The organism is Duganella sp. HH101, from assembly GCF_001758795.1.
Taxonomy (GTDB): Bacteria; Pseudomonadota; Gammaproteobacteria; order Burkholderiales; family Burkholderiaceae_D; genus Rugamonas; species Rugamonas rivuli.
Genome location: NZ_LRON01000014.1, coordinates 31,683 through 44,744, shown reverse-complemented (window position 1 = coordinate 44,744; position 13,062 = coordinate 31,683). Strand labels below are relative to the sequence as shown.

Annotated in this window: 9 protein-coding genes; 3 read left to right on the top strand and 6 right to left on the bottom strand. The window is 65.2% G+C overall.

Translation table 11 applies throughout. The features are described 5' to 3' along the window. Positions 1 to 3 precede the first annotated feature (3 nt). Positions 4 to 1,806 carry a protein-disulfide reductase DsbD gene (dsbD, locus tag DUGA2_RS21055; RefSeq protein WP_070271442.1) on the top strand — a complete coding sequence of 601 codons (1,803 nt, stop codon included), beginning with the start codon at positions 4 to 6 and terminating at the stop codon, positions 1,804 to 1,806. Between the two features lie 359 nt (positions 1,807 to 2,165). Here dsbD and DUGA2_RS21050 read toward each other — a convergent pair whose 3' ends face one another. After that, positions 2,166 to 2,687, bottom strand: coding sequence for an Lrp/AsnC family transcriptional regulator (locus tag DUGA2_RS21050; protein ID WP_008444048.1), 522 nt, complete (start codon positions 2,685 to 2,687; stop codon positions 2,166 to 2,168). Positions 2,688 to 2,813: 126 nt separating this feature from the next. Here DUGA2_RS21050 and hppD point away from each other — a divergent pair, with 126 nt between their 5' ends. Beyond that, positions 2,814 to 3,926, top strand: a complete 1,113-nt coding sequence (hppD, locus tag DUGA2_RS21045) for a 4-hydroxyphenylpyruvate dioxygenase (protein ID WP_008444050.1) — start codon at positions 2,814 to 2,816, stop codon at positions 3,924 to 3,926. Positions 3,927 to 4,095: 169 nt separating this feature from the next. Beyond that, a complete protein-coding gene (locus DUGA2_RS21040; protein ID WP_070271441.1) occupies positions 4,096 to 7,674 on the top strand; it encodes an indolepyruvate ferredoxin oxidoreductase family protein in 3,579 nt (1,192 codons plus the stop codon). Positions 7,675 to 7,741: 67 nt separating this feature from the next. Here DUGA2_RS21040 and DUGA2_RS21035 read toward each other — a convergent pair whose 3' ends face one another. The 5 genes from DUGA2_RS21035 to DUGA2_RS21015 all read right to left on the bottom strand — a co-directional run bounded on the left by DUGA2_RS21035 (position 7,742) and on the right by DUGA2_RS21015 (position 13,053). Then, complete coding sequence (locus DUGA2_RS21035; protein WP_070271440.1) at positions 7,742 to 8,368, bottom strand: DUF6624 domain-containing protein; 627 nt, start codon at positions 8,366 to 8,368, stop codon at positions 7,742 to 7,744. Further along, a complete protein-coding gene (locus DUGA2_RS21030) occupies positions 8,365 to 9,456 on the bottom strand; it encodes a hypothetical protein (RefSeq protein ID WP_070271439.1) in 1,092 nt (363 codons plus the stop codon). The genes DUGA2_RS21035 and DUGA2_RS21030 overlap by 4 nt, the downstream gene beginning before the upstream one ends. 49 nt (positions 9,457 to 9,505) lie before the next feature. Further along, on the bottom strand, positions 9,506 to 9,691 hold the full coding sequence (locus DUGA2_RS21025) for a hypothetical protein (protein ID WP_141753333.1): 186 nt from the start codon (positions 9,689 to 9,691) through the stop codon (positions 9,506 to 9,508). Positions 9,692 to 9,775: 84 nt separating this feature from the next. Continuing rightward, a complete protein-coding gene (locus DUGA2_RS21020; RefSeq protein WP_070271437.1) occupies positions 9,776 to 11,959 on the bottom strand; it encodes a peptidase domain-containing ABC transporter in 2,184 nt (727 codons plus the stop codon). Beyond that, a complete protein-coding gene (locus DUGA2_RS21015) occupies positions 11,956 to 13,053 on the bottom strand; it encodes an HlyD family secretion protein (RefSeq protein WP_229214741.1) in 1,098 nt (365 codons plus the stop codon). Before DUGA2_RS21015 ends, DUGA2_RS21020 begins: the two co-directional genes overlap by 4 nt. Positions 13,054 to 13,062 lie beyond the last annotated feature (9 nt).

The following is a 13,062-nucleotide window of genomic DNA, read 5'->3' as shown; positions in this document are numbered from 1 at the left end:
GAGATGATGAACAATTGGATGACGCGCCTGATGGCAATGCTGGTGGCGGTGATCGCGCTGGCCACCGGTGCACGGGCGGATGATTTCCTGGAGCCGGACCAGGCCTTCCAGCTCAAGGGCGAGTTGGTGGATGCGCATACGGTGCGGCTGTCGTGGGCGATCGCGCCGGGGTATCACCTGTACCGGGATCGTTTGAGTTTCAAGGCGGACGGCGCGCAGATTGCCGCACCGGCGCTGCCGGCGGGGCTGCGCAAGTTCGACGCCAACTTCAACAAGGAGATGGAGACTTACCAGGACAAGCTGGTGGTCGATCTGCCGCTGACGGCGAAGGCTGCGTTCACGCTGCAGGTGGGCTATCAGGGCTGTGCGGACGCGGGCCTGTGCTATTCGCCGGCGACGCAGAGTTATCGCGTCGATCCGTCGGCGCCGGGCAAGCTGGTGGCGGTTGATGCGCCGCCGGTGGCCGCAGTCGCCGCGCCCGTCGCGGCGCCCGCCCATGAAGACGATAGCTCCCTCGCCCAGCGCACGCTGCAAAGCGGCAGCGCGTGGCGTATCGGCCTGGCCTTCCTCGCCTTCGGCCTGCTGTTGTCGTTCACGCCGTGCGTGCTGCCGATGGTGCCCATCCTGTCCTCGATCATCGTGGGCGAGGGCGCTGTGTCGCGCGGCCGTGGCTTCTCGCTGGCGCTGGCCTACTGCCTGGGCATGGCGCTGGTCTACACCTCGCTGGGGGTGGCCGCTGGTTTGGCTGGCGAAGGACTGGCCGGCGCGCTGCAAAAGCCGTGGGTGCTGCTGACCTTCGGCGCGCTGCTGGTCGGCCTGGCCTTGTCGATGTTCGACGTCTACCAGTTGCAGCTGCCTAGCTCCCTGCAGAGCCGCTTGAGCGCCACCAGCGGCAACATGGGCGGGGGCCGGTTCGCCGGCGTGTTTGTCATGGGCGCCTTGTCGGCCTTGATCGTCGGCCCGTGTGTGGCCGGGCCGTTGGCCGGCGCGCTGCTCTACATCAGCCAGACGCGCAACGTGTGGACCGGCGGCTGGGCCTTGTTCTCGATGGCGGTCGGCATGAGCGTGCCGCTGCTGCTGACGGGGATCTCGGCCGGCAGCCTGCTGCCGCGCGCCGGCGCATGGATGAACGGCGTGAAGAAAATTTTCGGCCTGCTGCTGATCGCGGTGGCGATCTGGATGGTGACGCCGGTGTTCCCGGTGACGGTGATGATGGCGTTGTGGGGCGTGTTCGCGCTGCTGTGCGCCGTGTTCCTGCATGTGTTCGAGCCGCTACCTGCGAAGAGCGGTGCGGGCCTGGGCGCGTATGTCGGCAAGACGCTGGGACTGGCGTTCCTGGTCGGTGGCCTGTTTGAACTGGCAGGCGCCGCCAGCGCCGGCCGCGACGTGCTGCAACCGCTGGGGCATCTGAGCCTTGGCCGCACAGAGGGCGCTGCGCCGGCCGGCGATGAGATCCGCTTCAGCCGCATCAAGACCGTGGCGGAGCTGGATCAGGTGCTGGCGTCGAGCGCCACGCCGGTGATGCTGGACTTTTACGCCGACTGGTGCGTGTCCTGCAAGGAGATGGAGCGTTTCACCTTTTCCAAGCCGGCCGTCAGCGGCAAGTTGAAGCAGGTGCGCTTGATACAAGTGGACGTCACCGCCAACAGCGCCGACGACAAGGCCTTGATGAAGCGCTTTGGTTTATTCGGGCCGCCGGGCATCATCCTCTTCAACGGCGGCAAGGAGATCCCGAACAGCCGCGTGATCGGCTTCCTGGCGCCGGAACCTTTCGTCCAGCACCTGAGTCGCCACCTCACTTCCTGAGCGGCGCTGCCTTCTTCTGTTGAGCATCCAGATCAATGCCCACCGCCTTCTCCGCAGTGGCGTTGATCGCAGCAAAGCGCACATACCCGTTGAACAGCAGGTAAAGGCCTGTTTTAAATTCGCCAGGTTTTCGGGGAGCATGCAGAAGGCGATAAATTCCGCCTCATCCGCCAGCGTCGGCTCGTTGCCGCAGTGGGCGGTAGGAAAGTTTGCACGCCACTCGGCCTTGCTCCGTTTGTACACGGCATAGGCGAGAGCGCCGGGAACATCGTAGTCGCCTTTGACGAGCTCGGCATATATGTTCAGCATTGGCTAATCCTGAAATCCGGCCGACCGCGCATCCGGCCCGTCATCCTCCTTTATACCAGCGGCAGCGCGGTGGTGTCCTTGATGCGCTGCAGGGCGAACGAGGATTTCACGTCCAGCACCGCCGGGTGGCGCAGCAGCGTCGCCATCATGAAGCGCGAGAAGTGGTCCATGTCTTCCACATGCACCCGCAGCAGATAATCCATCTCGCCCGTCATCGCGTAGCAGGCCACCACCTCCGGCCACTGCTCCACCGACACCGCGAAATCCGCACGCGGCGACACCGGCGCGTTCGGCGCGCCCAGCGCGCGGGCGTTGCTGTGCGCCGCCGCTTCGCTGTGCTTCTCCAGCCGCACGTTGACGTAGGCCAGCAGCCCCAGGCCGATCTTGTCCGGGTCCAGCAGCGCCACATATTGACGGATCACGCCCGCCTCTTCCAGCCGCTTGATGCGGCGCAGGCAGGGTGACGGCGACAAGGCCACCAGCTCCGCCACATCCTGGTTCGACAGCCGGCCGTCGGCCTGCAAAATTGACAAAATTTTACGGTCAGTTTTGTCCAGCGCAATTTTGGTCATAAATACCTCAATAATTCATGGTTCAGGCAATATTATTGCGCAGAACCGCGATCCGTGGGAATTGTTTGCAATTTAATGCTGGCAGAGCGGGACTATACTGTGCGCTATTCAAAGAAGGAGACTCGCATGAAATTTACGCCTTGGGATAACCCGATGGGTACCGATGGTTTTGAGTTTGTCGAATACGCAGCACCCGATCCTAAGGCTCTGGGCGCACTGTTCGAGAGCATGGGCTTTACCGCTATCGCCCGTCACCGCCACAAGGATGTGACCCTGTATCGCCAGGGCGACATCAATTTCCTGATCAACGCCGAGCAGGACTCCTTCGCCCAGCGCTTCGCCCGCCACCACGGCCCGTCCGTGTGCGCCATCGCGATCCGCGTGCAGGATTCCGCGTTCGCCTACAAGCGCGCGCTGGAGCAGGGCGCCTGGGGCTTCGACAACAAGACCGGCCCGATGGAGCTGAACATCCCCGCCATCAAAGGCGTGGGCGATTCGCTGATCTACCTGGTCGACCGCTGGCGCGGCAAGAACGGTGGCGAGCAAGGCGCCATCGGCGACATCAGCATCTACGACGTCGACTTCGTCGCCATCCCTGGCGCGGTCGCCAACCCGGTCGGCCATGGCCTGACCTATATCGACCACCTGACCAACAACGTCCACCGCGGCCGCATGAAGGAATGGGCGGACTTCTACGAGAAGATGTTCAACTTCCGCGAAGTGCGCTACTTCGACATCGAAGGCAAGCTGACCGGCCTGAAGTCGAAAGCCATGACTTCGCCGTGCGGCAAAGTGCGCATCCCGATCAATGAATCGTCGGATGACAAATCGCAGATCGCAGAATACCTGGACGAGTATCACGGCGAAGGCATCCAGCACATCGCGCTGGGCACCGACGACATCTACTCGTCCGTCGAAGGCATGAAGAAAACCGGCATCGCCTTCCAGGACACGATCGAGACCTACTATGAGCTGGTCAACCGTCGCCTGCCTAACCACGGCGAGTCGCTGGAAGACCTGCGCCGCCTGCGCATCCTGATCGACGGCCATAGCAACGAGACCGAACGCGAACTGCTGCTGCAGATCTTCAGCCAGAACGTGATCGGCCCGATCTTCTTCGAGATCATCCAGCGCAAGGGCGACCAGGGCTTCGGCGAGGGTAACTTCCGCGCGCTGTTCGAGTCGATCGAGCTGGATCAGATCAAGCGCGGCGTGCTGAAAGACCCTACCGCCGCATAAGAACAAGGGTGTAAAGCCGGTAGTCCCGCACAGAACGGGGCGCAGGCCTGTGGTACCCTATAAAAAACCACATTTTTCCGCTCCGCCGTCTCCACAAGGGCCGGCGGATCGCGCGTTAAAGGGCCAATCCGGCCCTGTAGCGCATGGCTTAAAGAATAATGGAGACACAATGAACGCACCTCACAAGGGCTCGCAACTGGAGCCGGGCACGCACTCGGACAACGCGCATTCGGATAACGATATTTCGCTAGACGACAAGTGGACGCTGGAACGCGGCCGGGCCTTCATGACCGGCACCCAGGCCCTGATCCGGCTACCGATGATGCAGCGCGAACGGGACCTGAAGGCAGGCCTGAACACCGCCGGCTACATCACCGGCTATCGCGGCTCTCCCGTCACCAGCGTCGACATGACGGCGATGAAAGCCAAGAAGTACCTGGACGCCCACCACGTCAAGTTCCATCCCGGGATGAACGAAGACCTGGCCGCGACCGCGGTCTGGGGCACGCAGCAAACCAATCTTTTCCAGGACGCCAAATACGACGGCGTCTTCTCCATGTGGTACGGCAAAGGCCCCGGCGTCGACCGCTGCGGCGACGTCTTCAAGCACGCCAACAACGCCGGCTCCGCGAAGAACGGCGGCGTGCTGGTGCTGGCCGGCGACGACCACGCGGCCAAGTCCTCGTCCACCGCCCACCAGTCGGACCACATCCTCAACGCCTGCGGCATACCGGTGCTGTACCCGTCGTCGGTGCAGGAATACATCGACTACGGCCTGCACGCCTGGGCCATGAGCCGCTACACCGGCCTGTGGGTGTCGATGAAGTGCGTCACCGACATCATCGAATCCGGCGCCGTGGTGGACTTCGATCCGGACCGCGTCAAGATCGAACTGCCGACCGACTTCGAGCTGCCTGAAGGCGGCCTGAATATCCGCTGGCCGGACACCGTGCTCGATATGGAAGTGCGGATGAACAGCTACAAGTGGTACGCCGCACTGGCCTACTGCCGCGCGAATAAGCTGAACAAAATTATCTGGGATTCGCCGAAGCCGAAGATCGGCATCATCACCGCCGGCAAATCCTACCTGGACACGCGCCAGGCGCTGGCCGACCTGGGTATCGACGAGCAGGCCGCCGCCGACATCGGCATCCGCCTGTACAAGATCGGCATGACCTGGCCGCTGGAGGCGGACGGCGTGCACGAATTCGCCAAGGGTCTGGACGAGATCCTGGTGGTGGAAGAGAAGCGCCAGATCCTCGAATACGCGCTGAAGGAAGAACTGTACAACCTGCCGGACGGCGAACGTCCGCGCGTGGTCGGCAAGTTCGACGACACCGGCGAATGGAGCAACAAGGGCAAGACCGGCCACGGCGACTGGCTGTTGCCGGCCACCTATGAGCTGAACCCGGCGCAGATCGCGCGCGCCATCGCCTCGCGCATCGCCCACTACTGCGCCGGCCATCCGGTGGCGCAGCGTGTGCAGGAGCGCGTGGCCTTCCTGGAAGCGAAGGAACTGGCGTTGAAGACGCTGTCGGTCAAGCCGAATCCGCAGACCGACCGCACGCCGTTCTTCTGCTCCGGCTGCCCGCACAACTCGTCGACCAAGGTGCCGGAAGGTTCGCGCGCGCTGGCCGGCATCGGCTGCCACTACATGGTGCTGTGGATGGACCGCGAAACCTCGACCTTCACCCACATGGGTGCGGAAGGCGTGACCTGGGTGGGCCAGGCGCCGTTCACCAACGAGAAGCACGTCTTCACCAACCTGGGCGACGGCACCTACTTCCACTCTGGCATCCTGGCGATCCGCGCGGCGGTGGCGGCCAAGGTCAACATCACCTACAAGATCCTGTTCAACGACGCCGTCGCCATGACCGGCGGCCAGGCCTTCGACGGTCCGCTGGACCCGGGCATGATCTCGCGCCAGATCGCCGCCGAAGGCGTCACGCCTATCATCGTCGTCACCGACGAACCGGAAAAATACCCATCCGACTACAAGTGGGCGGAAGGCGTCACCGTGCGCCACCGCAGCGAGTTGATGGACGTGCAGCGCGAACTGCGCGACAAGCCGGGCGTGTCGGCCATGATCTACGACCAGACCTGCGCCTCCGAGAAGCGCCGCCGCCGGAAGCGCAACGAGTATCCGGATCCGGCCAAGCGCGCCGTCATCAACGAAGCAGTCTGCGAAGGCTGCGGCGACTGCTCCGTGCAGTCCAACTGCCTGTCGGTGGAGCCGCTGGAGACGGACCTGGGCCGCAAGCGCCAGATCAACCAGTCGTCCTGCAACAAGGACTTCTCCTGCACCACCGGTTTCTGCCCGAGCTTTGTGACGGTGGAAGGCGGCGCGCTGAAGAAGCCGAAGAAGGCGGCGGTGGGTGAGGGGCCGCAAGCCGTGCTGCCTACGCCTGTGCTGCCGTCGACGGAAACGCCGTACGGCATCCTGATCACCGGCATCGGCGGCACCGGCGTGGTGACGGTGGGCCAGATCCTGGCTGTCGCCGCGCACGTCGAAGGCAAGGGCGCCATCGTGCTGGACATGAGCGGGCTGGCCCAGAAGGGCGGCCCGGTGATGTCGCACGTGCGCCTGGCGGACAAGCAGTCCGACCTGCACTCGACCCGCGTCGGCACCGGCAGCGCCGACCTGGTGGTGGGCTGCGACCTGATCGTCACCGCCTCGCGCGACGCCTTGTCGCGCATGGGCGAAGGCCGCACGCACGCGATGATCAACTCGACCGGCTCGTCGACGGCGGCGTTCGTGAAGAATCCGGACTGGCAGTTCCCGGACGCTTCCTCGCGCGGCGAAATCGTCAAGGCCTGCGGCAACGAGCTGGTGGACTTCGTCGACGCCGGCCAGATCGCCACGGCGCTGATGGGCGACTCGATCGCCACCAATATGTTCATGCTGGGTTATGCGTTCCAGAAGGGCCATGTGCCGCTGAGCGAAGCGTCGCTGATCAAGGCGATCGAGCTCAATGGCGTGTCGGTGGGCTTCAACAAGTCGGCCTTCAACTGGGGCCGCACCGCCGCGCACGACCTGGCTTCCGTAACGAAGCTGACCACGCCGGCCAAGGTGATCGAGTTCAAACGCATCCAGACGCTGGACGACATCGTCGCCCGCCGCGTCGAGCTGCTGACCGCCTACCAGGACGCGAATTATGCTAAACAGTATAAATCGTTTGTCGACCAGGTTCGCGCGGAAGAGGCCAAGCTGGGCAAGACCACCCGCCTGAGCGAAGCCGTGGCGCGCTACTACTACAAGCTGATGGCGTACAAGGACGAGTATGAAGTCGCCCGCCTGTACACCGACGGTGCATTCCAGCAGAAGATCGCCGGCATGTTCGAAGGCGACATCAAGCTGAAGTTCCACCTGGCGCCGCCGCTGCTGGCCAAGCACGATGCCGACGGCCACCTGATCAAGCAGGAATTCGGCCCGTGGATGATGAAGGCCTTTTCCCTGCTGGCCAAGTTCAAGGGCTTGCGCGGTTCGGCGCTGGACATCTTCGGCTACACGGCGGAGCGCAAGATGGAACGCGCGCTGATCGGCGAGTACCGCGACACCGTGTCCTCGCTGCTGCCGAAGCTGACGGCCGAGAACCTGTCGCAGGCCGTGGCTATCGCCAGCATCCCTGAAGACATCCGCGGCTACGGCCACGTGAAGGAGCGTCACTTCAAGGCGGCCAAGCAGAAGGAAGCTGCCTTGCTGGCGGCCTTCGGCAAGCCGGCCGGCACCACAGACCGCGCGGCCTGACCGGCGCGCGTCTGAAAACGGAAGACCGATGGTCTTCCGTTTTTTTTCGTCCGTTCCGGTTGCGGCTTCAGGGGGCGTCGGCCTTGTCCTTGCCGGCCCGGATGCGCGCCAGCTTTTCGTTGGCGCTCTTCACGTATTCTGCGATGCCGGGCAGGCCGATCACGGCGCGGCGCCGGTCGACCGCCGCAACGCTGTCGATTTCACCGGGCGGCAGTTCGGCGATACCGGAGTCGCGCACCATCAGCTGGCTGCCGTAGACCTGTTTGCCCTTCTGTTTCAGGCTGATGCGGTCGGACAGATAGGCAAATTCCTTGCGGCTGTCGGCGTCGCCGGCGATGGAGCCCTGGATCAGTTTCAGCACCCGCATCTGGAAGCGGACGTCGTGGTCCGCATGCTGCGCCAGCAGCCAGGCCGCGCGGGCGGTCGGCGCATCGTAGCGCGCCGCATCCGGCCAGCCGCAACGGCGGATGATGGCCTTGAGCGCGCCGGTGTGGCGCTTATCGGTACGCAGCAGTTCCGCATCCAGCGAGGTGTCGCCGGGCGGCAGTTGATTGACGCGCAGGCGCAACGCCTGGTCGCGGTCTATCATGGTGCGTATCTGCTGCGGCACGGCGACGCAATCGGGCCCGGCCTGGGCCGGCAAGACCTGCGCCAGCCAGAGCAGCGCGGCAAGCCATACAAGGCGCCTGCTCATAGGGTGGGACGATCGACGTGGCTGTTGATCAGTTGCAGAAAGCGCCGGTAGTCGCCGGAGTCGCCGACCTCCGCCATGCGCAGCGGCCGCTCCGGCCGGCGCCACGTAAAATCGGGCTCGCCGGCGATCAGGAAGCTGCTGAAAGCATCGAGCAGCAGCGTTTCCGGCACCAGCTCTTCGACCCACAGGAACTGGCCCATTTCGTTTACCTCAAGGAAAACATACTCGCCCTGCGGCGTCACGACGAAGTCCAGGCAGCCGAACGCCAGGCCCAGCTTGTGCATCAAGGCCAGGCACTGCTCGCGCAGCGCCGCAGGCAGTTCGAAGGCGCTGGCCGTGAGCTCCTTGTTTTCGGAGGAGACGCGCCAGTCCTCCTTGTCTTGCGCGTGCAGCGCGACGGCGACGCAGTGCTGGCCCATGATGGTCACGCGTAGTTCGACGTGCTTTTCCACGTACTCCTGAAATACGCCTGGGCAGGCGCGCAGCAGCGCGTCCGACGGCAGGTCGGCCTCGGTCAGGATGCGGGTGTAGGAAATCAGTTGATGATCGCCGAAGTGCCAGCTGTAGCCGCGCAACGGCTTGTAGATGGTCTGGCGCGGCGCGTTGGCGCGCAGGAAGGCGCGGATGTCGTCGGGCGAGTTGGTGGCGACGGTGGCCGGGATGCGCAGCCCGACCTGCTGCGCCGCGTCCAGTTGCACCAGCTTGTTGTCCGCGTGCGTGCTGTGGCGGATGTCGTTGACCCAGAACGCGTCCTGGCCCGGCAGCGGCAGCGAGGTGCCGGCCCAGCGGCCGATCTCGCGCGCGACGAATTCCCGGTCGAGCGCCGCGACGTTTTCCCCCGGCGTTTGCGGCGGCCGGATGCGGCGGTGCCAGACGGTGTCGAAGCGGCTGGTCTGGTCGAAGCTGTCGTAGGCGTCGCGGATCGAGAACGCGTGCGGCTGGCCGGGGCGGAACGTGAAGGTGGCGCTCTGGTGCGATGGAAAATCGCCGGTGTGCCAGGTCTGGCTGGCGACGTTCTTGCGCAGCAGTGCGGCTTGCACCGCCGCCGCGTGGACATCGCCGGGTATGGTGTGGATCAATATGGTCATGGTCGTGGTCGGAAGTCCCCCCGCCGGGACGGGGGGAGTGTTTCAGGGATTAGAAGTCAACGCGGCCGTCGAGGCGCACGCCGGTGCGGCCGGTCGAGGAGCCGTCTTTGTAGTCCACGCTCCAGTCGGTGGTGGTGCCGCCGGACACTTCGACGATTTCTTCGACTGCCAATTCGCGTGCCAGGCGGCGGGCCAGGATGGCGTCGTTGGCGTTGTGCTGAGTGGTTTTTTGCATGATGATTTCCATTTTCTAAATGAAGGCCGATAAACGGTCGGCCGTGCCGTATCCGCCGGGCCCATCCCGGCGCGATTGGTGTCGTCAGTCCGTGGGCGGACTGACATCGCTTGCAGCATGCTGGCGCCGGTCGGCCACGATGCGGCCGCCGGCCAGTTCGATCACGCGATGCGCGCTGCGTATCGTTTCCGGCCGGTGGGCGGCGATCACGCGCGTCAGCCGCAGCGTGTTGATGTAGCGGTTGACCTGGCGCTCGTTGTCGATGTCGAGTTCGCTGGTGGCCTCGTCCAGGAACAGGATGCGCGGCCGCTTGTACAGCGCGCGCGCCAGCAGGATGCGCTGCCGCTGGCCGCCCGACAGGTTGCTGCCCAGGTCGCCGATCAGGGTGGCGTAGCGCATCGGCATGCGGGCCACTTCGTCGGCCACGGCGGCGCTGGCGGCGCAGGCGGCGATCCAGTCGGGATCGGCGTCGGCGTCGAAGAAGCTGATGTTGTCGCCGATCGAGCCGCTCAGCAGGGCGTCGTTCTGCATCACGGTGCCGATCAGGCGGCGGTAGGCTTGCGGGCCCAGGCGCGCCAGCGGTACGCCATCGATCAGCACCTGGCCGGTGCTGGGTTCCAGCAGGCCCAGCATCAGTTTCAGCAGCGTGGTCTTGCCGCAGCCGGACGCCCCCACCAGCGCCACCGAATCGCCCGGCGCGATGGTCAGGTCGATCTCTTCGAGCAGCCAGGGCTCGTGCTCAGCGTAGCGGAAGCTGACCCGGGCCAGCGTGATCGCCGGCGGCGCCCCGCCGCTGTCCGGCAGCGCGAGCAGGGCGGCGGCGCCCTGGCTTTCCGGCGCGCTCAGCACGATGTCCGCCAGCCGCTCCAGGTACAGCGACAGCATGTTCATTTCCTGCCATTTGTCGATCAGCGCATACATCCGGGTGGTGAAGGTGAGCTTGTAGCTGATGAAGGCGAACAGCATGCCGACCGAAAACGTGTTGTCCATCGCCAGCCGCGCGCCCAGCCAGATGACGGCGATGTTCTCCAGTCCCGCCAGCAGGGTGTGGGCGCCGCTGAAGCCCAGGTTCAGTTTCTGCACGGCCAGCCCGCGCTCCGTGGCGGCGCTCAGTGCCTGCTGCCAGCGCACCTGGCGGCCGCTCTCCTGGCTGAACAGCTTGATCGCCTGCATGCTGCGTATCGATTCGAGAAACAGCGTCTGTTCCTTGGCCTTGAGCAGGATCTGTTCTTCGCTGGCGGCCAGCAGCGGCCGGTACATCACGGTGCGCAGCACGAAGTAGGCGGCCAGCGCGCATCCGATCACCAGGCACAGCCATGGGCTGTAGGCCAGCATCACCAGCAACGCCAGCAGCGCCAGCGTGCCGTCGATGATCGCCTCGACGAATGCGTTGCCGAGGATTTGCTGGATCTGCTGGATGGCGCCGAAGCGCGACACGACGTCGCCCGTGTGGCGCCGCTCGAAGAACTCCATCGGCAGCCGCATCAGGTGGGCGAACACATTGGCCATCCATTGCAGATTGATCTGTGTGCTCAGGTGCACCACCAGCCAGGAGCGGAACACGCCCAGCGCGGTCTGGATCAGCAGCAGCAGCGTGAAACCGGTGGCCAGCAGCGTCAGCAGGTCGCGGTCCGCCACCAGCAGCACATCGTCCACCACCAGCTGCATGAAGAAGGGGCTGACCAGCGCGAACAGTTCCAGCGCCAGCGCCAGCAGCGACAGCTTCAGCAGGGCCGAGCGCCAGCCCAGCAGCGATCCCATCAGGCGGCGCAGGCTCAGCGACTGCCGCTGGCGCACCGGCGTGAAGCCGGGCGTCGGCGTCAGCTCCAGCGCGATGCCGGTGAAGCTGGCGGACGCCGCCTCGGCGGACAGCTGCCGCGCGCCGCGCGCCGGATCGTGGATCTCGATGCTGCGCAGCGCGCCGGTGGCGCTGCGGCGGACCTTTTTCAGCACCACGAAATGGTTCAGCTCCCAATGCAGGATGCACGGCAGCTGCAGGTGCGGCAGGCCGTCGAGCTCGACCCGCAGCGGCCGGGGCGCCAGGTTGAGCTGGGACGCCACGTCGATCAGGTGCTTGAGGCTGGCGCCGCGCTGGCTGAAGCCGTGGCGCCGGCGCAGGTTGGGCAGGTCGAGCTGGTGGCCGTGGTAGCCCGCCACCATGCCGAGGCAGGCGAGGCCGCATTCGGCCGCCTCGCTTTGCAACAGCAGCGGCAGGCGCCGGCTGCCGCGCCAGCGCAGCGTCAGCTCGTCCAGTGCGGCGGCGCTCATGCCAGCCGTCCTTTCAGGCTGTAGAGCGGCGCCAGCAGCCACTCGATCAGCGAGCGGCGGTCTTGCAGGATATGGGCTTCCAGCCGCATGCCGGCGGTCAGCGCCACCGGTTTGCCATATGCCTGCACCGCTTGCCGCGCCAGCCGCACCCGCACCCGGTACAGGCCTTCGGTCTCGGCGGCGCCGCCGCCCGCCAGCGCCGCCGGCCATTCCTGCGGCGACAGCGCCGTGCGGGCAATGTCGATCACCGTTCCCTGGTACTGGCCGAATCTCTGGTGCGGGAAGGCGGCGTAGCGGATCAGGACCGCCTGGCCCGGCTCGATGAAGCCGACCGCGCGGCTGGGCACATACAAGTGCGCTTCCAGCTGCGCATGGGCCGGCAGTATCGTGAGCAGCGTCTGGTTGCCCACCATCTGGCCGGGCTCGGCCAGGATCGCCGTCACGGTGCCGGCTTGCGGCGCCGTGACCAGGAACTGGCGTCCCGCTTGTGCTGCCACGCTGGCTTGTTCCAGCTCCATGTCCTGGCGGCGCAAACCGCTCTGTTCGCGGGCCACCCGCAGCGCCAGTTGCCGGTGCTCGGCGCGGGCGTCGGCCAGCGCGCGGCCCAGCGTCAGGCGCTCCCTTTGCATGGCCAGCAGGCGGCCTTGCTGGTCGAGCCGCTCGTCGTCTTTCTTTTGCAAAGCGCTTTCCGAAATAAATCCCTTTTCCCGGACTTGTTTATTCCGCTGATATTCCGTGTCTGCCGCTTTGCCGCGCTCCAGTTGAATCGCCATTTCCTTTTCAAGCTGGGCGATTTCGGATTCCATGTTCACGATGGATGCTGATAATTGACTGGCCTGCGCGGCCGCCAGCGTCGAATTCTGCTGGCTTTCCTCGTCCAGGCTGCGCTGGCGGGCGCGCAGCGTATTCAATATCGCGGCATGGCTTTCGGTCGGATTGGGCGTGGCCCCGGGACTGTTGAAGATCAGCTCGCTAGACAGGCCGAACAGCACTTGCCCGGCCGTCACGGCCTGGCCTTCCCGCACGTGGCGCGCCTGTACGATGCCTGCTTGCGGCGGCTGAATCTTGATCAAGCCCAGATCGGGAACCAGCATGCCCGTGAC